Annotated in this window: 21 protein-coding genes, 1 tRNA gene and 1 riboswitch; of the genes, 6 read left to right on the forward strand and 16 right to left on the reverse strand. The window is 58.6% G+C overall.

Annotation, left to right across the window (positions count from 1 at the left end; genetic code table 11):
* Nucleotides 1–5: 5 nt before the first annotated feature.
* The 3 genes from ACQR35_RS11020 to ACQR35_RS11030 form a co-directional block, all read right to left on the reverse strand.
* Complete coding sequence (locus ACQR35_RS11020; protein WP_430270061.1) at nt 6–845, reverse strand: hypothetical protein; 840 nt, start codon at nt 843–845, stop codon at nt 6–8.
* Between the two features lie 6 nt (nt 846–851).
* Nucleotides 852–1,027: riboswitch (cyclic di-AMP (ydaO/yuaA leader) on the reverse strand.
* Nucleotides 1,028–1,198: 171 nt separating this feature from the next.
* A complete protein-coding gene (locus ACQR35_RS11025) occupies nt 1,199–2,719 on the reverse strand; it encodes a sensor histidine kinase (RefSeq protein ID WP_430270062.1) in 1,521 nt (506 codons plus the stop codon).
* A 12-nt stretch (nt 2,720–2,731) separates the two neighbouring features.
* On the reverse strand, nt 2,732–3,472 hold the full coding sequence (locus ACQR35_RS11030) for a response regulator transcription factor (RefSeq protein ID WP_430270063.1): 741 nt from the start codon (nt 3,470–3,472) through the stop codon (nt 2,732–2,734).
* 176 nt (nt 3,473–3,648) lie between these two features.
* Here ACQR35_RS11030 and ACQR35_RS11035 point away from each other — a divergent pair, with 176 nt between their 5' ends.
* The 3 genes from ACQR35_RS11035 (at nt 3,649) to ACQR35_RS11045 (ending at nt 6,703) form a co-directional block, all read left to right on the forward strand.
* The gene (locus ACQR35_RS11035; RefSeq protein ID WP_430270064.1) at nt 3,649–4,563 is read left to right on the forward strand and encodes a hypothetical protein; all 915 of its coding nucleotides are present in this window, start codon (nt 3,649–3,651) and stop codon (nt 4,561–4,563) included.
* A 643-nt stretch (nt 4,564–5,206) separates the two neighbouring features.
* Nucleotides 5,207–6,121 (forward strand): winged helix-turn-helix domain-containing protein, encoded by a 915-nt coding sequence (locus ACQR35_RS11040; RefSeq protein ID WP_430270065.1) that lies wholly within the window; start codon nt 5,207–5,209, stop codon nt 6,119–6,121.
* A 57-nt stretch (nt 6,122–6,178) separates the two neighbouring features.
* A complete protein-coding gene (locus ACQR35_RS11045) occupies nt 6,179–6,703 on the forward strand; it encodes a SixA phosphatase family protein (protein ID WP_430267496.1) in 525 nt (174 codons plus the stop codon).
* 509 nt (nt 6,704–7,212) lie between these two features.
* Here ACQR35_RS11045 and ACQR35_RS11050 read toward each other — a convergent pair.
* The 11 genes from ACQR35_RS11050 to ACQR35_RS11100 form a co-directional block, all read right to left on the reverse strand.
* Nucleotides 7,213–7,845, reverse strand: coding sequence for a TetR/AcrR family transcriptional regulator (locus tag ACQR35_RS11050; protein ID WP_430270066.1), 633 nt, complete (start codon nt 7,843–7,845; stop codon nt 7,213–7,215).
* Nucleotides 7,842–9,893, reverse strand: coding sequence for a YhgE/Pip family protein (locus tag ACQR35_RS11055; RefSeq protein WP_430267498.1), 2,052 nt, complete (start codon nt 9,891–9,893; stop codon nt 7,842–7,844). Before ACQR35_RS11055 ends, ACQR35_RS11050 begins: the two co-directional genes overlap by 4 nt.
* Entirely contained in the window at nt 9,893–10,699 is an 807-nt protein-coding gene (locus tag ACQR35_RS11060) for an ABC transporter ATP-binding protein (RefSeq protein ID WP_430270067.1), read from the reverse strand. Before ACQR35_RS11060 ends, ACQR35_RS11055 begins: the two co-directional genes overlap by 1 nt.
* 96 nt (nt 10,700–10,795) lie before the next feature.
* A complete protein-coding gene (locus tag ACQR35_RS11065; protein WP_430270068.1) occupies nt 10,796–12,259 on the reverse strand; it encodes a dihydrolipoyl dehydrogenase family protein in 1,464 nt (487 codons plus the stop codon).
* A gap of 49 nt (nt 12,260–12,308) precedes the next feature.
* The gene (locus tag ACQR35_RS11070; protein WP_430270069.1) at nt 12,309–12,995 is read right to left on the reverse strand and encodes an N-acetylmannosamine-6-phosphate 2-epimerase; all 687 of its coding nucleotides are present in this window, start codon (nt 12,993–12,995) and stop codon (nt 12,309–12,311) included.
* Complete coding sequence (locus ACQR35_RS11075; RefSeq protein ID WP_430270070.1) at nt 12,979–13,995, reverse strand: ROK family protein; 1,017 nt, start codon at nt 13,993–13,995, stop codon at nt 12,979–12,981. The genes ACQR35_RS11070 and ACQR35_RS11075 overlap by 17 nt, the downstream gene beginning before the upstream one ends.
* Before the next feature lies 1 nt (nt 13,996).
* Nucleotides 13,997–14,926, reverse strand: a complete 930-nt coding sequence (locus ACQR35_RS11080) for a dihydrodipicolinate synthase family protein (protein WP_430270071.1) — start codon at nt 14,924–14,926, stop codon at nt 13,997–13,999.
* A 65-nt stretch (nt 14,927–14,991) separates the two neighbouring features.
* The gene (locus ACQR35_RS11085; RefSeq protein ID WP_430270072.1) at nt 14,992–15,798 is read right to left on the reverse strand and encodes an ATP-binding cassette domain-containing protein; all 807 of its coding nucleotides are present in this window, start codon (nt 15,796–15,798) and stop codon (nt 14,992–14,994) included.
* Entirely contained in the window at nt 15,795–17,897 is a 2,103-nt protein-coding gene (locus ACQR35_RS11090; protein WP_430267505.1) for a dipeptide/oligopeptide/nickel ABC transporter permease/ATP-binding protein, read from the reverse strand. The genes ACQR35_RS11085 and ACQR35_RS11090 overlap by 4 nt, the downstream gene beginning before the upstream one ends.
* A 3-nt stretch (nt 17,898–17,900) precedes the next feature.
* Entirely contained in the window at nt 17,901–18,857 is a 957-nt protein-coding gene (locus tag ACQR35_RS11095; protein ID WP_430270073.1) for an ABC transporter permease, read from the reverse strand.
* Between the two features lie 116 nt (nt 18,858–18,973).
* The gene (locus tag ACQR35_RS11100; RefSeq protein WP_430270074.1) at nt 18,974–20,599 is read right to left on the reverse strand and encodes an ABC transporter substrate-binding protein; all 1,626 of its coding nucleotides are present in this window, start codon (nt 20,597–20,599) and stop codon (nt 18,974–18,976) included.
* Between the two features lie 447 nt (nt 20,600–21,046).
* On the opposite strand from ACQR35_RS11100, the gene ACQR35_RS11105 reads away from it, so the two are divergent.
* On the forward strand, nt 21,047–21,781 hold the full coding sequence (locus ACQR35_RS11105) for a FadR/GntR family transcriptional regulator (RefSeq protein WP_430270075.1): 735 nt from the start codon (nt 21,047–21,049) through the stop codon (nt 21,779–21,781).
* A gap of 165 nt (nt 21,782–21,946) precedes the next feature.
* Here ACQR35_RS11105 and ACQR35_RS11110 read toward each other — a convergent pair.
* Nucleotides 21,947–22,023, reverse strand: a tRNA-Arg gene (locus tag ACQR35_RS11110).
* Between the two features lie 292 nt (nt 22,024–22,315).
* On the opposite strand from ACQR35_RS11110, the gene ACQR35_RS11115 reads away from it, so the two are divergent.
* Nucleotides 22,316–24,145: a phosphoenolpyruvate carboxykinase (GTP) gene (locus tag ACQR35_RS11115; RefSeq protein WP_430270076.1), complete on the forward strand. Its 1,830-nt coding sequence runs from the start codon at nt 22,316–22,318 to the stop codon at nt 24,143–24,145.
* A gap of 76 nt (nt 24,146–24,221) precedes the next feature.
* Here ACQR35_RS11115 and ACQR35_RS11120 read toward each other — a convergent pair whose 3' ends face one another.
* On the reverse strand, nt 24,222–24,827 hold the full coding sequence (locus ACQR35_RS11120; RefSeq protein ID WP_430270077.1) for an NAD(P)-dependent oxidoreductase: 606 nt from the start codon (nt 24,825–24,827) through the stop codon (nt 24,222–24,224).
* Nucleotides 24,828–24,930: 103 nt separating this feature from the next.
* Between ACQR35_RS11120 and ACQR35_RS11125 the strand changes: the two genes are divergently transcribed.
* A complete protein-coding gene (locus ACQR35_RS11125) occupies nt 24,931–25,344 on the forward strand; it encodes a winged helix-turn-helix transcriptional regulator (RefSeq protein ID WP_430270078.1) in 414 nt (137 codons plus the stop codon).
* Nucleotides 25,345–25,349 lie beyond the last annotated feature (5 nt).

A 25,349-nucleotide genomic window follows, 5' to 3' on the forward strand; every position in this document is an offset into this window, starting at 1 on the left:
AGTGTTTAGTACCAGTTGTGGCCGAGGTGCCACGTCAGTGCCGAGCAGGGGGATCCGTACCGTTCGGAGATGTACTGCAAACCCCAGTTGATCTGGGTTTTGTAGTTGGTCTGCCAGTCCGAACCGGCGGTGCTCATCTTCTCTGCCGGGAGTGACTGCGCAATGCCGTACGCGCCAGAGTCTGCGTTGGTGGCCGTAGTGGTCCAATCAGATTCCTTGTTCCACAAAGTGGTTAGGCACTGCATCTCGCTTTGCTCCCAGCCGTGGCTTGAAAGTTGTGAGGCGGCGTAGGCCTGGGCGCTGGCGGGGTCGTTGACCGGAACTGCGGCGGCAGCTTTAGCCGCCGCCGCTTTGGCTGCTGCAGCCTTCGCGGCCGCTGCCTTTACCGCTGCGGCTTTGGCTGCTGCTGCCTTTTGGGCGGCAACCTTCGCTGCTGCAACCTTCGCGGCGGCGGCCTTGTCAGCACTTGCTGAATCGCTAGCAGTCTCGCTGCTAGACATGACGGACAAGTTGGATGCTGAACTTGCAGAAGCGGCTGGCTGGGAGCCTTCAGAGGATCCCTTGACGGGCGAGCCTTCAAAGCTCAGCACGGCACCGGCCGCTGCGCTCGCTGTGCCGCTACCGGGCAAGGCGGATGCAGTGGTGGGTTCAACGGCTGCTTGGCTTACGGCCGATGCGCTAAGGAGTACCACAAAGGCGGTGCTGACCACAGCTGTGCGGTAGCCGATTAGTTTCGGCAAGAACTTGGCGCTCTGCTTCAGTGATGACTCATGTTTGTGAGCTCTGCGGGACCGGCCAGTGGCCGATTCGCGCGCCTCACGGCGGCTGGAAAAGTTTTCAGACATCAGTGGTTTGCCTCTCGTAGCGCCTGCGGAGTTAGCTGTCGGATTCGGATGAGAGACACCCGGCGCATGGCAGTGAACGAATTCTGCCGTGCGCTTCACCCCGAGGTTGCTGGTGTGAGCAGCAGGACCAAAACTTGGGTCCCCCGCCTCTGCCTCATGGAACGGAATCCGGGTAGCGGCAGAGCTTGGCGACTAGCACGGAGCGCGCCTACAACGGCGGGCGCACCCTATTTACGGTACAGGAGCTCAGAAGTTAAGTCACATTTAGGTAACGGTGGCCACATTGGTTGATAAAACCATGCTGCGGCACCACACCTCGGTGGTAGGTCTCCGCGGGAGCCGCCACCAAAGCGCTAAATAACGACGGCGGGGGCCGGCAAACGTAGCGCGAACTCGGTACGGCCGGGCCGGGACGTCACCTCTACCGAGCCGCCGTGGGCCTGCATAATCGCCTCAACAATAGATAGACCAAGCCCAGAACTTCCTTCGCGAACAGCGCCGGTGGTTGATGCGGTGTCCTGATTAACTGACCGAGACGCGTCTGCGCGGGCAAAGCGGGCAAAGATCCTGTCCTGGAACTCCGGGCTGATCCCTAGTCCGTCGTCGGTCACTGTAATCACTACGCTGCCGTCTGCAGAGTGCCCAACGCCAGCCACCACTGTGGTCCCGGCGGGTGTGTGTTTGCGAGCGTTGGCCAAAAGGTTCACCAAAACCTGGTGAAGACGGGCCGAATCTGCGCGCACCGTAACCGGCTCATCCGGGAGCTGGAGTTTCCAGTGATGGTCTGGAGCCATCACTTTCTCGTCGCTGAGCGTTTCAACCACCAGTTGGGTCACGTCCACGTTGGTGATGTTCAGCGGCCGGCCTTCATCCAGACGGGCCAAAAGAAGCAGATCCTCCACCAAAGCCGTCATTCGTTTGGATTGGCTCTCCACCCGTTTGAGTGACTGTTCACCCTGCTCACTGAAAGTCTCAGTCATCTTCATAAGCTCCGTATAACCGCGAATGGCCGTCAACGGAGTACGCAGTTCATGCGAGGCATCTGCCACAAATTGCCGAACTTTCGTTTCACTTTTTTGCCGGGCTTCCAGAGCGTTGGAGACGTTATCCAGCATCTTGTTCAGCGCGAAACCAACATTTCCCACCTCGGTGCCAGCTTGGGCCGCCTTAGCCGGAACCCGCACAGCCAAGCCCACTTCACCGGCGTCCAAGGGAAGCTGGGAGACTTTGGTGGCCACATTGGACAGCTCCTCCAAGGGCTTCATAGTGTGCCGAATGACTACTGTCCCGGCGAGGCCAATAAGAATCAACCCACCCAAAGAGACAAAGACAGTGGTCCACACTAGGGAGCCGAGAGTGCCTTCCTTCTCGGTCAACGGCAATCCCGTGATGATCACATCACCAATGGGGGTTTGGACGGCAACCAGCCGGTAGTTTCCCGTTGAGAGCTTGCGGCTAACCGGCCCGGCACTCGGCTCAAGCCCCACCAGGACCTGATTGTCGGCGTCGGAAAGCGATTGTCGGGTGCCGTCGTCGGCCAGAATTCCAGCACTGCTCACGGTGCCGCCAAGAATGCGCGCGTTGAGCGTTCCGGCGCCTTGGCCACGCGCTTCGAGCGGGTCTGGCCGTCCCGAGTCGGAGCCCGACGGCGGCCGGCCGAAGTCTGCCGCGCGCTGGGACGAAGACTTGAGCTGCTCATCGAGTTGCCGGTTCAGGAACAAGTCCATCGAGGCATAACTGACCAAGCCCACGATGCCGCAAATGGCCACCAAAAGAGCCATGGCCACCAGCACCAGCCGGGTACGGAGCTGCCAGGTGCTGGGTCTCAGCCAGCTGCGCCCTAGCCGCCGAGTGGCGCCTGCAAGTGAAGACACGTTGAGCCCTGACTACTCGGCCGGCTTGATGGTGTAACCAGCGCCGCGAATGGTGTGAATCATGGGAGGGTGACCCGATTCAATCTTTTTGCGCAAGTAGGAGATGTACAGTTCCACAATGTTCGCCTGACCGCCGAAATCGTAGTCCCATACCCGGTCCAAAATCTGCGACTTGGAAACCACACGCTTGGGGTTTTCCATCAAGTAACGCAGCAGCTCAAACTGGGTTGCCGTGAGGCTGATTTCTTCCCCAGCACGGGTGCATTCACGAGTGTCCACATTCAAGACAAGGTCTCCAACCACCAGCTCGGCTGAGTCCTGAGCAGCAATGCCAGAACGCTGAACCAAACGGTGCAGACGCAACAGGACTTCTTCCATGCTGAACGGTTTGGTGACGTAGTCGTCACCGCCGGCCGCAAGGCCCACAATCCTGTCCTCCACAGCATCCTTAGCTGTCAGAAACAGGGCAGGTACCTCAGGCGCAAATTGACGGACCCGGTGAAGTACCTCAACGCCGTCGAACCCTGGAATCATCACATCCAAAACCAGAACGTCCGGGCGGAACTCGCGGGCAGTTTTTACAGCTGTAGGGCCGTCAGCGGCAACGGCGACTGACCAGCCAGCCATTCGGAGGCCCATGCTCATCAGCTCGGAAAGGCTCGGTTCGTCATCCACTACGAGTGCACGGATGGGGGATCCGTCTGGGTGGCTGAGGGCGGGAAGATTATTTGTCATGGAGTGCGGTGTGGCCATGGAATAACTCTCCACTCTGTGTGTAGTTCGCCGCTGAGCCGAAGCTGTGAGCTGCCTGTGCGTCTTAGCCTACCTAGCTGGATGCACAGGCACGGCTGTCTCGGTGCACAGCCTCAACACAGGGTTTCTTTGGATGCTGGTGGAGAAGCTACCCCACCCATGGCGAAGGAATCGCAGTGAGCACAGAAAATAACCGCAACGGCGAAGATCAGACCACGCAGAACCCCCAGATTAACCAAGTCCCACCAACACGTGCGGTCCCTCAGCCGGCCTATGATCCGGCCTCGGGCGGATTCGCGCCAACCCAGCCAACCCAGCAGCCGCAGATCCAGGAGCCGCAGTATTCAGCTGACCAGTTCCAGAATGCTCAGCAGCAGTACCCGCAGGCCACGGAGCAGACCGGCCAGTATGCGCAGCAGCAGCATTCAGGCGCTCCGTACCAGAACCATCAGTACGCTGAGCCCGCCGCGTGGGGAGCACCCGCGCAAGGTGCCAAACCGGCGTCGCAATGGACGGTGAAAAAGACCGTCATCGCTGCCGGTGCTGCAGTGGTTATTGCTGGCGGTGCTGCAGCGGCTGTGGCTGTGGCTGGAAATAACTCTGCCGCCAACAACGGCACTGGTGCTAATGGAATCGCCGGTGGCCAAGGCCTTGACGGTCAAGCGCAGGACGGCCAGATGGGCCCCGGTGCGCAAGACGACCAGATTGGTGGCGGGATGGGTGGGATGGACGGCGGTATGGCCGGTCCGGGAAATATTGCCGCTCTCAATTCCGTCCACGGCGAGTACGTTGTGTTGCGGAACCAGAAATACGTCACGGTTGGCGAACAAACCGGGACGGTCACTGAGGTCAGCAGTACGTCTGTCACCGTCAAAAGCGCCGACGGCTTTACGCGCAGCTATTCCATCGGCACGGGGGTGACAGTTTCCAGCGGCGGCTTTGGCCGGCGGCAAACCAGTACCCAAACTACGACGCCGACCATCGCCGACGTTGTTAAGGGAGCCACGGTAAGGATTTCCGCTCTCAAGAACGGCGACTCTTACGCAGCAGAATCAATTCAATTGACAACAGCTACGACGAACACCAATTAATGTGAATTGTTAACCGCTTTCTTTGGCTCTTCTGACACGGACGGGAAGCGGTGAACCTACTACTGGGCCTAGGCCGAGTAGTAGAGAGTGGTTTCCACTACCCAGTCTTGGGCGACGGCACAACGCCGCCGCCCAAGACTTTTTTCTTGCCCGCCTGTCTTCCCGGCGTCCACGGAGTGGGCGTCGGAGGACACATCGCGTCATACGATGAAATCTAGAATATTTTCCGTCATAAATCAGAGATGGCCGAATTATCTTCGGATGAGTGCGTATCCAAGCGCCACCGTGGCAAAAACAACTGTTATTCTCAGCAATCTGCCGAATTGTGATCCTCAACACAATGGACAGCTTTGTCTCATAATGCGGACTTTTTAGGGCTTTGTTACTTGCAAGTTTTCATTGTTACGTAGGACACTTCCATTGTGAACAAGTACTCAACAGCATCTGCAGCCGCAGTTATCCGTCCCAACACACCCGTTGGTCACGAGATTCGCCGTTGTCGAATGTGCGCCTGACTCTCCACCCATAAGTCATAGGTAATCGTCCACCTGCCCAGCGTCGGGCGCTCCCCATCATTCATTGCGGGAAATTTTGAGTATTCGAAGCCGCGATGACGGCTATTCACATTGAGGTAAAGACTCCCATGTCAGTTGCATCCCGATACGTCCACATCTCCGTTCGTAACGCTAACCGCGCCGTGAATTCCGGCCAGCGTGCTCAGTTCGGAACTGGCTCAGCACCCGCTCAACAGGGCCAGGGTGGCTACAACGCGCAGTACAACAATTCGCAATACAACAACGCTCCGGGTTACGTTCCCGCCAGCTACCACCAGAACAACTTCGCACCGCTGCGCTCCGTGGGTAACGACGCTGCGCCGATCACCGCGCCCACCCCAGTGATCAGCCAAGGCGGCGCTCAAACCGCAGGCGCTAACGCTGGCGGACTCCGCTCCGTTCCCAATGACAGCGTGGCACGCGGATTTGTCCTCTACATGGGCGTTGACGAAGAAACTGCTGCAGCTGCTGGTACCTCAATCGCCAAGCTTGCTCAGGAAATTCGTGCCTACGCTCAGCAGCTGGTTGCGGGAGCCGAAAGCTACGCAGCAGTGGCTATTGCCCCGGCGTCAGCCCAGGGTTCCGCCCTGGACGTGGTTCGCTCCACCTTCGGTGACCCCGCAGTTGTAGCTCGACAGCGTGCAGAGCAGGCACGTGTCCCGCAAGGACAGGAACCGCGCCCTTCCGGTGTACTGATTGACCTTGCTCGCCGCGAGGTTGCCCTCGACGGCGAGTCACTGAATCTGACCTTCAAAGAATTCGAGTTGCTCAACTACTTGGTTGAAAACGGTACTCGCACCGTGGGCCGCGAAGAATTGCTCGATGGTCTGTGGCGCAACGCTCAGGACGTCCCGAACGAGCGCACCATCGACGTTCACATTCGCCGCCTCCGCTCCAAGCTGGGACGTCTTGCCAACACGGTCCGCACCGTACGTGGCCAGGGCTACCGCTTCTATGAGCACCCCGAGGTCATCGTCTGGGCTGCCCCCGAATACTCCATCTAGTCCCTTAGCTGCGCACCGCCGTCGAACTAGTGGGCATCGAAAGCTAGGCTTGAGGGCATGAATCAGCATCACATCAAACGCCTTGTGATTTTGCGCCATGCCAAGGCCGACTGGCCTACTGGCGTTGATGATCATAACCGTCCGCTAGAAGAACGTGGACACCGTGATGCGCCCATGGCAGGGCGATGGTTGGTTGAGCACGGCGTGATCCCGGACTTTATTTTGTGTTCCTCGGCGCTACGAACCAGGCAGACGTGTACTTGGGTTTGCAATGAGCTGGGCGACAAGGCGCCGACGCCCAAACTGGAAAACGGTTTGTATTCGGCCAGTGCCACCAGAATGCTCACAGTGATCAACCATGTGCCTGATACCGTAACCACGCTGATGGTGATCTCTCACATGCCCGGTGTCCAAGAGCTGGTTCTACATTTGGCCTCACGTGAGTCAGATCAGGACGCTTATATGGATCTTGCCTCGGGCTATCCCACTACCGGCTTGGCCGTTTTGGAGCTGGAGAAGTCTTGGGCCGAGCTGGACGGGGCGGATGCGAAGCTGACGCACTTCGCCGTACCGCGGGCGTAACCGGCCTCGCTCTAGTACTGCGCGGCGGAGCCACGGAACGCTTGCTAGTTGTGGGTGGCCGTTTCCGTTGCGTGGGCTTGCTGCGCCGGACTGCCTTGGCGCGCCTGACCGGCCACAGGGAGCTCACGAATAGCATCCCCAGTGTGCCCAGCAAGGATGCCGCTGAAAGATAAAAGTATGCGTCAGAGTTACGCCGGCGCAACGAGCTGCCAGCGCTGGCTGCATCAGTAAAGGCAATGCCCCAAGCGCGCAAAAACGCTATGCCGAAGGCGATGAACAATATGGTTCCCACACCAGCGAGCGCAAGGAGCCGGTAGCGGCGTCGTTCAATCAACGCGTAGAGGCCCGCAAGATAACCCAAAAACGTCACGGCTAGCAGGGCGTAAAACGCAATAGTGTCCAGCGTGATGGCCAACTGGATCAGCAGAACCACCATGCCTACAGCTGCGCCAATAACAATCTTGACGCTGGTACTCAGGTGGCGCATGCCTTCCATTATCCCGTAGGAATCAGGGCAGAACGTACCCGTGGACAAAGGTCATAATGGCATCCACGCTCTGAGCGCGGGTCCGCTCCGGGTGGTACGTCTGCACATCAAGACCCACCACAAAAGACGCACCAAAAATAGCCGTTTCTAGGCTTCCGCGGGCAATCTTCGGGTTTACCGGGTACTTCAGGGCAATTCCGTCCAGCGCTTCTCCAATAACTGCCAGGAGTTTTCCGCGCAGCTCGGTGAATACCTCGTGCCACTCGCTGGGGATCTTCCAATTTTCGCTCACCCAGAGTCGGGCAAAGGATGGATATTCGGACAAAAATTGAATCGCTTGATCAATCATGTTCCGGGTGGATTCAATCGGATCTTCGGCGGCCTTGGTCTCGGCCAATTGTTCGAGCATCAGATCTACACCGTGGCGGACCAACTGGGCCACCAGGTCTGACTTGCTGCCGAAGTTGTAATACACGGTTCCCTTGGAAACCCCAGCTGCTGCAGCGATCTCATCTACCGTGACGCCAGAAGCACCTCGTTCCCCAATGAGGTGCATCGCTGCGTCAAAAAGCTTCTGGCGCGTAGCGTTGGTGCGTGCCGGGCGTAAGCGCTTGGTCTCCGCGGTGGCGGCTGAATTAGCTGCAAGCTGACTCATACTGCGATCTCCGGTTTGAAGGTTTTGAGTGTCCAGAACTTGTGTTTGCGTACCGCCAAGATGGAGAAGGTGAGGCCCAAGAGGAAGTAGCCCAGCAAACCAAGGATGGTGGGCCCAATCATGGAAAGGTCACCACCGTAGATCAGGTGCCTCATCCCGGTGACTACGTAGCCCATGGGCAGAATTTCATGGATCACGTGGAACGGTTGGGGTGTGGTTTGCCAAGGGAATGTTCCGCCGGATGACACCAATTGCAGAACCAAAAGTATCAGGACCACAAATTTTCCGGGTGTGCCCAAGAGGGCGCAGATTCCTTGAATGATGGCGGTAAAGGCCATCGCGGCAAACAACAAGAACAGTATGGTGAGCCAGGGGTTGGCGGATTCAAGCTTGAGCCCAAAGGTCACTACGGCCCACAAGATTGCTGTTTGAACTGCGGAAACCACAAAGAACGGCAACCAGCCACCCATGGCGATTTTCCAACTAGGTGCATTCGAGGCCAATGCGCGGGTGGTCATAGGTCGCATGGCTTGAACCAGCATAAAAGCGCCGATCCACAAGGAAAGCGTCAAAAAGAACGGCGCCAAGCCTGCACCGTAGGAGGTGGCCTTAGCCTGGGAGACATCATTGACTGCCACCGGATCAGAGATCACCTTGGACAGGGAGGACTTCTGCTTGTCATTCGGGTTGGGGATCTCGCCAGCGCCCTTTTTGAGTTCGGTGGCTAAGGTGTGCGCACCGTCGCTGGCCTGTTTGGCGCCGTTCTGCAGGCTGGCCGCCCCGTCGTCGAGCTTCACAGCACCATCGCGCAAACTCACGGCACCGTTGAGCGCTGTTTGTTGGCCCGTAGCCAGGGTGGAAGCCCCGCTAGCGAGCTGGGATGAACCATCAGCGGCTCGCGAAATTCCGTCCGTCAGCGCCGGTGTTGCTGCAGCGAGTTGGCCGGCACCAGCGGATACCGCGGCGGAACCATCGGCGAGCTTTTGAATACTAGCGGCATCAGTACTGATGGTGTTTTTGATGTCCGCAACCGGGCTCGAAGCCGCGGTGGAATCAAAATCAGCAATGATTTTGTCCGCCTGAGTCTGGTCGATGACCTTTGCAGTGACCAGCCGTGCGGTTGAATCCACAACACGCTGACGCACCCCCGCATCCACGGTTTGCAACTGGCTGACGACGTTTTGAACCTTGGTGTTCAGTGTGGCGTTACCGGCGGCAACCTGGGCAGCGCCATTGGCTAGTGCAGCTGTGTCTGCCGGTAAGGTTGCGGTCTTGTTTTTGAGTTCTGTGAGCCCGCTATTCAACGAGTTTGCGCCAGCGGAGAGCTGATTGGCACCGTCGCGCAATTGGACCTGTCCATCAACAAGTTGCTGGGCACCGTTGCGCAGTTGGGTGGTTCCCGAATGTAATGTCACAGTGCCATCGGCAAGTGTGCCAACGCCGTCGGCCAATGTGCCAGCACCGTCCGCCGCCTTAACAATCTGGGTGTGAATAGTGCCGTAACCGGTGAGGAGCTGGTTGGCTGTCTCCTCACCAACCTCCTTGGCTACTGATTCGTGGACAGCCGTGGTCAACTTGCTCACAATAGTGCTCAGCAAATAGTTGTTGGCGTCATTGGTGGTGACGTTCAACATGGCCTGGTTGGCGGAATCAAAGCTCGAGGGGGAGAGCAGGTTTTTTGAGAAGTCTTTTGGGATTTTCAAGGCGAATGCGTACTCGCCGGAACGGACGCCTTGGTCTGCTTCCTCGGCAGAGCTGACCTTTTTCCAGTCGAAGACATGGCCCTCTATGAGGCTGTCCGCTACCTTCTGCCCGGCGTGAAGGGTGGTGGCTTTCTCACCATTGCTAGGGGTGCTGGTAGCGCCTTCATCTTCAACAACAAGGGCTGCTTGGATGCCATCAAGATTGCCGTAAGGATCCCAGTTCGCGTAGAGGTACACGGCGCCGTAGAGCAGCGGCACCAGGGTTAGGGCGATGATGGTGAGTTTGGGCAGGATCCCACCGGTCATGCGCTTGAGCTCGGAGCCTGCTAGTCGTAAAACAGTCACTACAGTTCCTCTAACGCTTGTGTTCTGGTTGATTCATCGGCGTGTTTCCCGTGATGCGGCGGCTCGGTGGCGGCAGTAGCCTGAGCCTCAGCGGGCACGTCAGTCGGTGCTTCGTCGCTGGCAGCACTTTCAGCCGGGTGCTCTGATGGAGCCTCGGCTTCCGGTTCAAGGTTCGGCTCAGTCTCTGCTGCGTTTCCGATCTCCACCGAGGGGCCGTCCCACGTGCTGGGAACGGCAGAAACTGTCGCAACAATCGCTAGTGGCCGCCCGGCGTCGTACGCCAATTGCTCCAGGCGAGGGAGCCAATCCGCGGGGTGGGCGCTGTGCCGATCCGGGGAGTCAACAATCAGCAAGTCAGTGGCCGGGTTGGCCAACGCAAGGGCTGTGAGTAGTTCGAGGCGCCGGGCCGGGGCCAATTGTTCAACCCACAAGCTTTCAATGTCCTCGAAGCGATTGATTTTGAGCCATGGTTTGCTCAGCAGCGCGCCACGGTAGCGGCGGGGGATGAGCGCAAGGTCTTCGGTGACGAGGTCCCGAACGCTCAGGTGCTGTTCGGGTTCGTTGATGGTGGGGGAGTCAACCAATGCGCTTGCGAGCCGGAGGGCTTTGATTTTGGGGTGACCATCCCATTGGGCGGTCCCGTTGCTGGGTTTCATCCGTCCGCTGAGTGTGAGGGCAAGCGCCGTACGTTCCTCTTGGTTGTTGCCATAGGCCAGGAGAAGTTGGCCGCGTTGGACGTCAAGTGTGGTGGCGCGCAACAAATCGGTGCGGCGGCCTTTCACTTGGAGGTCAGAAGCAGAGAGCACGGCGGCCCTTTCGTTGGGGGGACACCTCAAGTCTATTCAAACTGACCGGTCAGTACAAATAGAAGGAATGTGTTGTTGCGCTCAATGCCTTCTGAGCTACAGGCCGTACTTCTCCAAGAGCCGCAACCACACTTCACTCACCGTGGGATAAGCAGGGACGGCGTGCCACAAACGGTCCAAGGGAACCTCGCCCACCACAGCTATGGTGGCGGCGTGCAGTAACTCGGCTACGTCCGGCCCGGCGAACGTAGCGCCCAGAATCACCTTCCGGTCCTCATCAATGACCAATTGAGCCCAGCCCTTGTAGTTTTCGGCGTGCAGAGCAGAGCCAGCCACTGCAATGGGTAGCTCCACGGTGGAGACCGTGAATCCCTGCTTTTTGGCGTTGTCCTCACTGAGGCCAACGCTGGCCAACTCCGGATCCGTGAACACCACACTGGGAACAGCCAGATCATTGGCAGTGTGCGCGAGCTTGGACCACGCTTTGTTCTCCGTGGGAAAATCGCCCTTGGCGCGAGCCACAATCGCATCCCCAGAGATCCGCGCCTGATACTTGCCTTGGTGAGTCAGCATGGGACCGCCGGAAGCGTCGCCCACGGCATAGAGCCACGGGGTACTAGTGGCAGCGGATTCTTCAAGAACGACGGCGCCACTAGTGTCAGTGCCGAAGCGCCACATATCGTTTTGAGGCGCAGCCAGACCCGCCACGTGCTCCAAGCCCACCCCTTCCAAAGCGGGGTGCCTACCCATGGCGACCAAAACTTTGTCTGCCGTGAGCGAGGTGCCGTCCAGCTCAACGGTGATCGTGCCGTCGTCGTTCTCTGTGATCTTTTTCGCGGCAGTACCTAGGTGAACGTCCACTCCGTCCGCACGCAGACCAGCGGTGACCAAATCCGCCGCTGGCTTGGCGAAGCTAGTGAGCAAACCACTGCGGGCCACCAGGCTCACGCTTGAGCCGAGGCGCGCGTATGCCTGAGCGAGTTCGGAGCCTGCCACACCGCCGCCTAGGACAATGAGGCGGCGCGGGATCTCGCTGCTTGAGGTTGCCTCACGGGTAGTCCAGTAGGGGACATCCTCAATGCCTTCAAGGTCAGGAATATTGGGGTGTGAGCCGGTAGCGATCACCACTGCGTGGTTGGCGGTGATCTGGTGCTCAACGCCGTCAGTCCCGCTCACGTGAACTTCGCGCTCGCCGGTAATCCAACCATGGCCGCGGATAAAGTCAATGTTGGCGCTTTTGACCCATTCAACTTGGGAATCGTCTTGCCAATGTGAGGCGAAGGCATCCCGGCTGCGCAAAACTGCCGCTGCATCCAGGGTTTTGGTGACGGCCGCTGGGGCGCCGGGCACTGACTGCGCCGCATGCAATGCCGTGCCCGGGCGAAGCAGAGCTTTGGACGGCATACACGCCCAGTAGGAGCACTCACCACCCACTAATTCGGCCTCGACCAGCACAGCGGTCAAGCCGCCTTGGACGGCACGGTCAGCTACGTTCTCGCCCACCGCACCGGCGCCGATGACTACAACATCAAAGCTTGATTGTTCTGCATGATCGCTCATTTCCCCACACTACCCCGCGGCCTTCAACCACGGGAGAGGGGGTAGCGGGCTAGGCGTGCATGGCTCCCTTAAACCAGCCGGTAATGCTTGCGGGGTGGGTGATGGCAGTACCCACAACCACGGCGAACGCCCCGGCGTCGAGCGCTTGGCGCGCATGCGCGGGAGTGTGGATCCGGCCTTCAGCGATCAGCGGTTTGCCGAGATTTGCTTGGGCAATCTGGTTCAAAAGCTCTAGGTCAGGCCCATCAGTTTTAGGGCGCTCACCCGTGTAACCGGAGAGGGTGGTGCCAATCAGGTCAGCACCGGCCTCAACTGCTGCCACAGCATCGTCAAAGGACCCACAATCGGCCATCACCAGGGCATGGGAATCGGAGTGAATGCCCGCCACCGTCTGCGCGAACGATAGCCCGTCAGGCCGCTCCCGGCGGGTGCCGTCGATGGCCACAATGTGCGCGCCAGCATTAGCTACGGCAAGAGCGTGGCGGAGCGTGGGGGTGATAAAAACGCCGCTGTGCCCGTCCTTCCATAAACCGATGACCGGAACCTCCACGGCCGTACGGGTGAACTGAACATCCGCTAGGCCTTGAACGCGGATGGCTGCCGCGCCACCTATAACAGCCGACGCCGCCACTTGAGCCGTGGTGCGTGGGTCACGCATGGGCTCGCCCGGGTAAGCCTGGGCTGAGACGATCAGTTGATGGCGCAGAGCTTCAAGAGCGTCAGAGGTCAGTAGCACGGTCAGATCCTTCGTTTTTCTTCTCAGTGATGGTGAACTGGGATGTTGTTTGCGGGGCCAGACGAGTGAACACCAAGCTGGCGGCACCCACTAGGGCTGCGGCATTACCCAAACTAGCGCGGACCACGGGAACCGGGGCCACCGGAGCTAATAATTCCGCCCGCAGTGCTCGTTCCATGGGCAGCCACCAGCGATCTCCAGCATCAGCTAAACCGCCAGAAATCACCACAACCTCGGGATCCAAGACGTTGACCAAACCGCCAATGGCCTGACCGGCAGCCCCGGCGCCCACACCGATTGCCATGTTCGCTACCGGGTCTTCGCTTGCTGCAAGTTCAAAAACTGCTTTGGTGTCAGGAAGGTCGCTATGGCCCCCAAAGCGGCGGTAGGACTCCAAGATTGCAGGTCCGGAAGCGACGGCCTCCACATGACCGGAATGGCCGCATACACACGGGATGGGGGCACCATTGTGGAAGGCATAGGGGGAAGCGAAGTGGCCTACATGCCCGCCCACAAAGTGGTGCCCCAAAAGCGGCTGGCCGTTGAGCACAAAACTGCCACCTACGCCGGTGCCAAACGCCACCATGAGTGAACTACGAGTATTGGCTGCCGCCCCGCGCCACGCCTCACCCAGGGCATGTGCGTGAACATCGTTCACCGCTAGAACGTTCGCCGGGTCAATCGCCAGCCGGCCTGCCAGGCCAGCCGTGATCTCAGTGCCGGTCCAGCCCAGAATCGCATCGGTGGCCGAAAGCACCGAGCCATTCTCGGCGTCGATCACTCCCGCGGAACCAATACCAACGCCGGAAACCTCAAGCCCTTGACCCGCAGCCTTGACCCGCAGTGAGGAGATGAGCGCCGCTGTCGCGTTGAGGATCGCTTCTCCACCACTGCGGTTCAAGGTTGGGATGACATCGGTGAACAGAACTTCACCCGCGCCAGAGATCAGCCCGGCGGCAGTTTTGGTGCCGCCTAAGTCCACTCCGATTACGTAGGTCAAACTAGACCAGGCCGTTGCGCTGCAGGATCCCCTTGATGGCAGCCGTTTCCTTGGCGTTCAAGGAGAGCATCGGGGTGCTCATGGTGTTGGACTCGATGATCCCCATCACCTGCAGAGCGGTTTTGAAGGCGCCCAAACCTGCAGCACCACCAGAAACACGACCGTTCGGGGTGTAAACGATCTCAAAGACGTCAGCAAGACGGTCCTGCTCGGCTGCAGCCTTGGCCCAGTCGCCGGCCTGTGCTGCCTCATAAAGGTTTTTGTAACCGCGCGGGTCAACGTTGCCCAAGCCCGGAACAACACCCTGAGCGCCGCCCAGAAGCGCGCCGTCCACAACTACTTCGTGACCCGTGAAGATATCAAAGTTCGGTACGTCCTTGGCAGCCAACAACAACTGACGGAAGGAAACATCATCACCGGAAGAGTCCTTCACACCGGCAATCACACCCTCTTTACCGAGCTTGACCAACAAATCGGTGGGGAGCTTGAAGTGAGTCCGGACCGGCACGTCATAAGCGAAGATCGGCTTATCAATGGCCTCGTGGATAGCCCGGTAGTGGGTTTCAGTTTCTTGGACGTTGCCGATCGCGTAGTACATCGAGGTCACCACAATTGCCTCAGCACCAAGATCAATAACTCGCTTGGCTTCTTCGATCACACGGTTGGTGGTCTGCTCGTTGGCGCCCACAATCAGCGGCACCCGTGCATCGCCAGCGGCGTTGTTGGCCTCGGCAATGGTGGAGACCACCAAATCACGCTCGGCGTTGGTCATGTACGGAACCTCGGCGGAAGAGCCTAGAACAAATAGACCGTCCACGCCGCCGTCGAGCAAGTGTTTGGTGAGGTTGGTTAGCGAGGCGGTATCGATGCTGCCATCAGGGTGGCGGGGTGTAACTACGGGAGGGATAACACCGTGGAACTGGGAAGACACAAGAAACTCCAATTGACTAGTAATGAAATCTAAAAAATGTTGTGAGCGTTAGAAGGGCAAAAGCCCTAGATGTGCAAAAGGCTCGGGGCAGCGCCCAAAAGCTTTTTGGTGTAGTCGTTGCTCGGGTTGTCGAAAACTTGCTCCGCGGGGCCCTGCTCAACAATTTCGCCGAAGTACATCACGCAAATGCGGTCAGAAACGTAGCGAACGGTTTGGATGTCGTGGGAGATAAACACCATGCCGAGGTTGAGCTGTTTTTTCAGGTCAGAGAGCAGGTTCAACACCTGGGCGCGCACTGAGACGTCCAACGCGGAGGTGGGTTCGTCGGCCACAATGATGTCCGGGTCCAGCGCCAATGCGCGGGCAATCGCCACACGCTGACGTTGGCCACCGGAGACTTGCGACGGCGTGACCTCGGCTGCCGATTGCGGCAAACCAACCAGCGCCAAAAGGTCCTTAACCTTGGCGGCGCGAGAAGCCGGGGTCCCAATGCCGTGAATCTGGAGTGGGTCCGTGAGGATGTCCTGGATGGTCATGCGCGGGTTCAACGCCGTTGCGGGGTCCTGGAATACCACTGAGACGGAGCGGCCAAATTCTTTGCGCATGGCTGCGTTGCGCTTAATTGCTGGGCGCCCATGGAAGAGAACTTCGCCGGAGGTTGGCGTCTGCAAACCCACCAGGACGGATGCCAAAGTGGACTTGCCACAACCGGATTCGCCCACAATTCCTACGGTCTCGCCGCGGCTGATCGTAAAGTCCACACCGTTGACCGCTTTGACGATGCCCGGTTTGAACAATCCGCCCGAACGGGTTTTGTGGAAGACCTTAACGTCCTTGAGCTCAATAACGGGCTTGCCAGTTGACTCGCTCACTTTGCGTCCTCCTTCAGGTGGCTGGCCCAGTAGTGATCCGTGCCTTCGCTGATTTTGGTAAAGACCAATTTCTGGTCCGGGTTTGCGTCCTCACGCAAGGAGCGCGGGGCAAAGCGGTCGCCGGTGGCAAAATCCCGGGGCGAGGGCACGGTGCCTGGAATCTGGTGCAGACGCACGGCATCGGCCTCGATGGAGAGCACAGCGCCAAGTAACCCGCGAGTGTATTCGTGCTTGGGATTCTGCAAGAGCTCGGAAGCCTGCGCGGACTCCACCACCTGGCCCGCGTACATCACGGTGATGCGGTGTGCCAAGGAGGCCACCAAAGCAAGGTCGTGGCTGACGAACACCATGGCAAAGCCCAGCTGTTCGCGCAGTTCGTTGAGCAGATCCACAACCTGCTTCTGAACGGTGACGTCCAAGGCCGTGGTGGGCTCATCGGCCACCACAATCTTGGGAGAACGGGAGAGTGCCATGGCAATCAGCACACGTTGGCGTTGGCCGCCGGATAGCTCATGCGGGTAACTTGCCAGGGTACGGACGGGGTCCAGCTTGACCATTTCCAGAAGCTCGGTGGGGGTTTTACGGCCGCCACGCTTGGTGAGCTGCTCCATCTGTTCCTTGATTTTCATCGAGGGGTTCAAGGAGCTCAGAGCATCTTGGTAGACCATGGCGATCTGCTCGCCGCGTAGACCTTCGTAGGCTTTGACGTCAGCTTGATTCGTGGACTGGTCCAGTAGCTCTTTGCCATCAAACTTGATGGAGCCAAAGATCTGCGCGGTTTTGGGCAGCAAACCCATAACCGCCAGGGAGGTGATGGACTTTCCGCAACCGGATTCACCCACCAAACCCATCGTTTCGCCTTCACGGACGGTGAAGGAGACATTGTCCACAATCGGGACATCACCAAAGCGGCCCGGGAAGTGGATAGAGAGGTTTTTGACCTCAAGGACGTTGCGGGCTTCGGCGCCAACCTGTGGGAGCCGGTCCGTGCGGGTGGCCTCAACAGTGGCCAAGTGCGCCAGTTCGGCGTCCAAGAGAGCGTGCGGGTTAACCAAAGCGGTCTTTACATCCTTGAGGATGTCAGTGCTTGGTGCCTCGGCCAAGGGATTCTCTACGGCTGGTAGCGCTGCGTCGAGTTCGTGAGTCTCAACCACGGAAGGCGCGGTAGGCGTCGTCGCAACTGTTTCATCCACCAAAGTGGCTGTAACAGCGGCGGCGGAACCGTCGTCGTCGTTCACTACCGGAGCCCTGCGAAGCTTGGGATTGACCATCGCATCGGTGAGGCCCTCGGCAAGAATGTTCAGCGCCAAAACGGTCAAGAGGATGATCAGACCAGCGAAGGTAGTGGCCCACCATCCGCCGGAGAGAACCAAGTTGCGGCCGTAGGAGATCACGTTGCCCCATGACGGTGCGGGGTCCTGGATTCCGGCTCCCAAGAAGGAGAGTGAGGCTTCGAGGATGATCGCATCTGCCACCATCACCGTGGCGAAAACCAGCACGGGAGCGGCGGTGTTCCGCACAATGTGCTTGAGCAAAATGTAGGTGCGGCCTGCGCCAATCACGCGCTCTGCCCGGACGTAGTCTTCGCCGTACTGGGAGAGAACGTTGGCCCTGACCACACGGGCAATCTGGGGCGAGTAAACAATCGCGATCGCCACAATAATCGTGGGGACGGAGTTACCAAAGGACGCCAACAGCACTGCTGCCAAGGCGATACCCGGGAACGCCATAAGGATGTCCATAATGCGCATGATGATCTCGTTCACGGCTTTGGACGAGGTCGCTGCGAGGGAACCAAGCGTTGCGCCGATGATAATCGCCAGGGCAACGGAGCCCAAGCCGATCATGAGTGAGGTTTGTGCGCCCCAAATGAGGCGGGCCAAAACGTCACGGCCAATGCGGTCGGTACCAAAGGGGTGATCCCCGCTTGGTGCTTGCGCGGGGATGTCATTGGCCAGCGGGTCGCGCCCCAAGAGCGGGGCGATGATGGCCATAACGGCAATAAATACCAAAAAAACCAGGGCGATCTTGGAGCCCAGGGGGAGAGCTTTAAAACGTACGCCGGGTTCGCTCAGACGTGTGGCAAGTTTGCTACGCATGACTTAGACCGTCCTGATTCGGGGGTTGATGAGCAGGTACAGCAGGTCCACCAGGATGTTCACCAAAACGAACGTCACGGAGATCACCAGAACCACACCCTGAACCAGGTTCGTGTCCTTGTTGGTGATGCCGTTGAGGATTAGCTGTCCCATTCCGGGGAGGGAGAAGATCATTTCAATCACGACGGCGCCGCCCAGCAAATAGCCAATGCGCAGTCCCAGCACGGTCACCGGAGTGACCAGTGCGTTGCGCAGTACGTTGCGGGAGACCACTTCGCGGTAGGGCACGCCGTTACCGATGGCGGTGCGGACATAGTCGCGGTCCAGTTCCTCCACCATCGAGGTGCGGACCACTCGAATCAGGGAAGCAGAAACCGGGATAGCCAGTGCCAAGGCCGGCAGTGCGATGGAACGCAACCAACCGCCAAAGCCTTCAGACGGATCAGCCATACCACCGGAGGGGAAGAGTGAATCGGTTCCAAGGGCGAACCACTGGATCAGCAAAATACCCAACCAGAACGACGGCGTTGCGATGGCTGCGATGGAGAAAACCCGGACGATTTGGTCAACCCACGTGTCCCGGTAGAGTGCGGCAAGCACACCAAAGACGAGTGACAAGATGACGGCGATGATCACACCAACGAAGGTCAGCTGGAGTGTCAGCGGGAAGGCTTGGCTGATCACTTCGGTGATGGGCCGGGCCGGGGGCAAAGTGTTGCCAAAGTTCAAGGTCAGCATTTTGCCCAAGTAAGCAAAGTACTGGATAAAGAGTGGGTCGTTGAGGCCATTGTCTTGGCGGTACTTGTCCAAGGCTTCGGGCGAGGCGCCTTCACCAAGGGCCGCAACCGCACGGTCACCTGGTGCGAACTGCAGCACCACAAAGACCAACAGGGTTACACCCAGGATCATTAAGGGGAGTGCTGCGAGCCGGCGTCCCAGCAGTCGCAATAACATTGCCATTTACATCTCCGGTTTATCCGCGCGGTGTGAGCCACGTCATGATGTTGGGATTCACGTGCCGGAGGGGCCGTGGCCATCGGGCCACAGCCCCTCCGGTCTGTGAAAATTTCTAGCTGCTAGGACGTGCGGCCTACGCCCACAAAGCTCACGCCTGTGGTCGGCAGTGCCTGGAAGTCCTTGAGCTTCTTGGCATCCCACGCGGTGGGGAGCTTGCGGTGGAAGATCGGGTACAAGGGGGCTTCCTCGGCAATGATGTCGATGACCTTCTTGTACTCAGCCTTAGCCTCAGCCTCGGTGCCCTTGGTTGCAGCATCCATAGCGGCAGTGACCTTGGCGTATTCCGGGGTGGTGTTCCAGCCGAAGCGGTTCTTAGCCCAGACGTCGCCGCGGTACCACCAAGAGAGCAGGATGTCAGCGTCGTTACCGAATACCGAAGGGTCACCGGGTGCTGCGAGGACGTCGTACTTGAGTCCACCCACCTTTTCCGGCGCGTACACAGCTGCCGAAGCCAAAGACTCCAGAGTGGTGTTGACGCCGATTGAATCCCAGTACTTCTTGATCAACGGTGCAACGTCCTTGACCCACGCGGTGTCCGTGGTGGTCAACGTCAGTGAAAGGTTGGAGACGCCCGCGTCAGCGAGCAGCTTCTTTGCCTTGTCGGCGTCGAAGTTGTAGACAGTCGAGGCTTCTTGGTAAGCCGAGTGGCCTTCAGGGAAGAAGGACTTCGCTGCTGCGGCGTTACCCAAAAGTGCCGTCTTGATAATGGCATCGGTGTCCAAGGCGAAGTGCAGTGCCTGGCGGACTTCCTTCTTGTTGAACGGTGCCTTGGTGCAGTTGAACGCGAGGAACAACAGGCCGAAGGACTGCTTAGATTCAACGTTGACCTTGGACTTGAGGCTGTCAACGTCCAAGTAGGGAACGTCTTCAATTGCTTGAACGCGGCCGGACTGAACAGCTGTCACACGAGCAGCTGCGTCATTGAGCAAGAACCAGGTCATTCCCTTGGCCAGTGCTGGCTTAGGGCCGTTGTAGGCGTCAAAGCGCTCGAAGACGATCTTGTCGTCCTTAGCGGCGGAGACAAACTTGTACGGGCCGGTACCAATCGGCTTAGCGTCGAATGCGGCCTGGTCCTTGGAAGCGATTGCCTTGGGGACAATCTTTACCACTGAGATACGAGGACCAAATCCGGCGAAAGGCTGGTTGAGAGTGAACTCGACAGTCTTGGCATCGGTGGCCTTGACGCTCTTGATAAAGAAGATGAACTGAGCGAACAGGGCTTTGTTGGCCGGGTCCAGCACGCGTTCGAAGGAGTAAACAACGTCCTCGGCGGTGACCGGGGTGCCGTCGTGGAAAGTTGCGCCATCACGCAAGGTGACGGTGTAGCTGGTGTCAGAAACCTTCTTGGGGTCCGCAGCGGCGAGCGCGTTGTACGGTTCGCGAGTAGCCGGGTGCAGCTCAACGAGGCCCTCGAAGATGTGCAGGTTGGCAGCCAAAGGAGTCGCGCCTGAGGAAGACATCGGGTCAAAGCCAGTGGAAAGCGAGTAGGAGATACCAGCTTCGATGGTGAGGTCCTTGTTGACCTCGCCGGAGTTGTTGGCGCTAGGGGCGGTGCTGGAGCTGGAACCGCAAGCGGCCAGTGTGGTGGTGAAAGCTGCAGCGGCGCCCACGGCCCCGGTCAGCTTCAGGAAGTTGCGGCGGCTGGCGTCTTTGACCAGCGGCAGGTTCGCAAGAGTCTTGCTCATGTGGTGCCTCACCATTCAATGTAGTTATCGGACGTAGGACATCCGATGCTCGTAGTGAAACTGTAAGGGGCGTCACACATGAACGTCAAGCAAGAATTTGGTCACAAGTGGGTTACGTGGGGGTGGAGGCGAAGTGCTCGCAGGTTTGCTGGGTGGTTTGTTGACGGCTGGTGCGCGACTGTTGCTGGGGTTCTTGCGCGTTGCTACTCGCGCGCAGGGAATAAATTCGGCCGGCTACTTTTGTGAAGGTCGGACATCCGATATCATATGACAAAGTCACGATGGCACACGGCGCCTGCGCCTGCGCTCAATATAACACCGTGCACCGTGTGGCGCAGGAACAATTGTGGGAGAGTAAAGCTTCAGAAATGAGCATTCTCGCCCCACAAAATCGCCGATCTGGCGGTGACGACCCTCGCGCTTGGGTGCTTTGGCAAGGAGTCCGGCATGAAAACCAGCGCAGTTCCGCAAGCACGATTTAGCGCCCAAGCAAGGCTCCGCGCCCTCCAAGCGGACATTATGGATCTCATCCTTGAACGTGAACTCGAAGCTGGGGATCCACTTCCCACCGAGAATGAACTGTCCATTGCCCTCGGTGTTGGCCGCAACACCCTCCGTGAATCCCTCAAAGTCCTTCAGGCGCTGGGCGTGATTGAGATCCGGCATGGCTTTGGAATGTTTGTTGCACCCAGTAACTTCGATGCGCTCGCCGATGGACTGACTTTCCGCGGCCGGCTCTCACTGCGTCACCAGGGTTTGGAAGCGCTGCAGCTCGTTGATGTGCGCCAAGCGCTTGAGTCCGGTCTGATTGGCAGCTCCATGGACGTGATGGACAAGGAGCAGTTGGCTGCCATCGAAGCAGCTGTGATCCAAATGGAAGAACAAGCCGCAGCTGGCGAGAACTTTGTTGAGGCCGACGCCGAATTTCACCACCGACTCTTTGAGCCGCTCAACAACGAACTGCTGATCAATCTGATGGGTGTTTTCTGGAAGGTGTACCGGAAAATTCACACGGAAGTTGGTGCCGGCAAGTCCGGGCGCGAGGATCTGAAAGAAACCGCCAAGATCCACCGTGAGATTTATGTAGCGGTAGCCGAGGGGGACAAGGCGCTTGCCTCAGAGCGGCTCAACCGTCACTTCGACGGCATTCGTTTGCGGATCACCGAGGCTGTTGCTGAATAAACGCAGCATCTTCTCAACGCTGTTGTGGCCCTGCCTGGCTTTCGGGTGGGGCCACGCTCGTTTTCCTCGGCCCTGTGTGAGTGATCAACGCTTGGGATGGGGAAGTGTGGGGCACTGCGCCCGGTAACGAAAAAGTCCCGCACAGTTTCCTGTGCGGGACTTGATTGGTGCGCCCAAAGGGATTCGAACCCCTGACCTTCTGTTCCGTAGACAGACGCTCTATCCAGCTGAGCTATGGGCGCATTTTGACTCGGTTGGGCTCTTCATTTCTGAAGCGTTGTTCCCGCTCGAACCTTGAAATACTTTACGCGAGATTTGCCCAGAGTTCCAAATCGGCCGCATGGTGATCTCCCTAACTAGACCGGTCTAGGTGAGCTTAGTCACAAAAATGGACCTTGCGATGGACGCTTGATCGCTAGAATCCGCGGAATTGCCACCCGCCGAGTGAAGAGGTCCCATGTCTGATCTCAAAGTTGCAAAGGTTCCCGCGCCTAGCATTTATCACACACCACTGGCCCAACGAAGGGAAGAGAAATGGGCGATCTGACGCGTTTGCCGCTTCTTGCCGATGCACCGACCACCCATAGCGGACTTCTAGCTTGGGTTGAAGAAGTCGCCGAGCTCACGCAGCCGGACGCCATTCACTGGGTTGATGGCTCGGAGGAAGAGAATAACCGCCTCACGGCAGAGCTGGTCAGGTCCGGAACTCTGACCACGTTGAATCCGGAATTGTTCCCCAACTCCTACGCGGCATTCTCTGATCCTGCGGACGTGGCACGCGTTGAAGAGCAGACGTTCATTTGCTCCAAAGATGAGCGCGACGCTGGTTTCACCAATAACTGGATGGCACCTGCGGAGATGAAGGAAAAGCTCCAGGGTCTGTTTGCGGGTTCCATGCGTGGACGCACCATGTACGTGATCCCGTTTGTTATGGGTCCCCTGGATGCTGAGCAGCCTCAGTACGGTGTGGAAATCACTGACTCTGCGTACGTTGTGGCCTCAATGCGCATTATGGCTCGCATCGGCACAGACGTGCTGCGCAAGATGGAAGCCGCGGAGGCCTTTTTTGTCCCCGCTTTGCACTCGGTCGGCGCTCCACTGGAAGAAGACCAGGAAGACGTCGCCTGGCCCTGCAACGAGAACAAGTGGATTGTTCACTTCCCCGAAGAGCGCTCCATCTGGTCCTACGGATCCGGCTACGGCGGAAACGCCCTGCTCGGCAAAAAGTGCTACGCACTGCGCATCGCCTCGGTGATTGCCCGTGACGAAGGCTGGCTGGCCGAGCACATGCTGATCCTCAAGCTCACCAGCCCGGAGGGCAAGGCCTACAACATAGCGGCAGCGTTCCCCTCGGCCTGCGGTAAAACCAACTTGGCCTTGCTCGACCCCACCATTGAGGGCTGGAAAGCCGAGACCCTTGGTGATGACATCAACTGGATGCGCATAGGCAAGGATGGCGAGCTTCGCGGAGTAAACCCTGAATACGGTCTCTTTGGTGTGGCTCCTGGCACGGGCTGGGGAACCAACCCGAACGCCATGCGCGCCATCTCCAAGGGCAACTCGATCTTCACCAACGTGGCCTTGACGGACGACGGCGGTGTCTGGTGGGAGGGCATGACCGAGGAAGTGCCCGCTCACCTTATTGACTGGGAAGGTAACGATTGGACGCCCGCATCCGGCCGCCCGGCCGCCCACCCGAACTCCCGCTTCTGCACGCCGATCAGCCAGATCGACATGCTGGCCCAGGAATACTACAGCCCGGACGGTGTAGAGATTCACGCCATTCTCTTCGGTGGCCGCCGCAAAACCACTATTCCCCTAGTGACCGAGGCACGTTCTTGGACCAATGGAATCTTTATGGGCTCCACGCTGTCCTCAGAGACCACAGCCGCCGCTGCTGGCGCAGTGGGCCGGGTTCGCCGCGATCCCATGGCAATGTTGCCCTTTATTGGCTACGATGCCGGCGATTACCTCAAGCACTGGGACTCAATTGAATCCAAGGCCAACCCGGCTCGTTTGCCCAAAATCTTTTTGGTCAACTGGTTCCGCCGCACCCCGGAAGGCGGTTTCGCATGGCCCGGTTTTGGTGACAACTCGCGTGTTCTGAAGTGGGCCGTGGAGCGCATTGAAGGTAAGGCCGACGCGCGGGAGACCGCTATCGGCTTTGTACCCACCGGGGAATCACTAGACCTGACCGGCCTGGAGGGGTTTACGCCCGCTGATGTTGAAGTAGCTGTTGAAGTCAACGCCGATGAATGGCGCGAAGAAGTCACCAGCATTGATGAGTGGTACAACAACTTCGGCGACTCACTGCCAGCGTCGCTCTCTGCAGAGCTCGCAGACCTGAAGGCTCGCTTGGGCTAGGAATCCCACTTAAATGACGACGTCGGGTGCTCACCCTTCACAAGGTGAGCACCCGACGTCGTCATTTAAGCAGTTATTAGTTAGCTGCGGTAAAGCGCTTGCGGCTGAAGTGAGGTTCTTCGATTTCATTCAGTGCGGCCACAGCGAAGTCCTCTGCAGAGATCGAGTCGCCAGCTGGGGTGTCCTGGGCGATGCTGACATTCCCGGTGCGCTCGCCCGGCATGATCATCGGCGCGGGGGACTGCATGGTCCAGTCAAGGCCCTCGGGAGCGGCGCGGTAAATTTCCAAGACGTCGCTGAAGGTCAGAGCCTCGGGCTTGTATTCCTCCGGGAAGCCCGGAGTGTCAACCAACCGCACGTCGCCGGCCATCAGCGAACCAGCGCCGCCGACCACAAACAGCCGAGCGTCGAGTTCAGAGTTGGCGATGTTTGTGTGTAGCTCGATGGTGGGCTCGTGGGAGCTGCCATCGCGTGCCGGGGGAACAGACAGGACAACAACGTCGTTTTTTGAGGCGACGTCCTTGAGTGTTGCCAAATCGGAGAGCTCAGCGGCCTGGGCGGTGGCGCCCTCGACGCCAGCACCACGGCGGCTCAGCGCGGTAACTTCGTGACCGCGGGAAATTGCTTCGGCAGCGATGCGGCTGCCGACCATTCCGGTGGCTCCATAGACGGCGATTTTCATGCTGACTCCTTGTGGTTTGGGTCAAAAGGTATGTGACGGACTGCCCGATAACCCCAATAGTATCTATTGGTTACCAAGTACTTCAACGTACTATAGTTACCTTATGGATACTCTTGAGTCTGCTGCAGGGCAGGCTGATGCTTTGCCGTTTAACGTGCTGGACATGGATTGCCCTTCACGGCTGGTTCTGCAGCGGATCGGAGACAAGTGGACTCCGCTGATTGTGCAGGTGCTCGAACCGGGGCGTCAACGTTTTGGTGAACTTCGCACTCTCGTCCAAGGCATTAGCCCCAAGGTTCTATCTCAGTCCTTGCGGACGTTGGAGCGCGACGGTCTAGTTTCCCGCACCGTCTACGCCGAGGTGCCGGTACGAGTCGAGTATGAACTGACTGAGCTGGGCCGCAGCCTTTTGGGCCCACTTGCTGCCGTACGCGACTGGGCCGAGGGCAACGCGGGCAGTATTATCCAAGCGCGCACAGCATTTGACGATGCAGCCGAGGCCGCTAGCCTGAGCTAGCTGCT

Source organism: Pseudarthrobacter sp. J1738 (assembly GCF_050490315.1).
Lineage (GTDB): Bacteria > Actinomycetota > Actinomycetes > Actinomycetales > Micrococcaceae > JBNPEO01.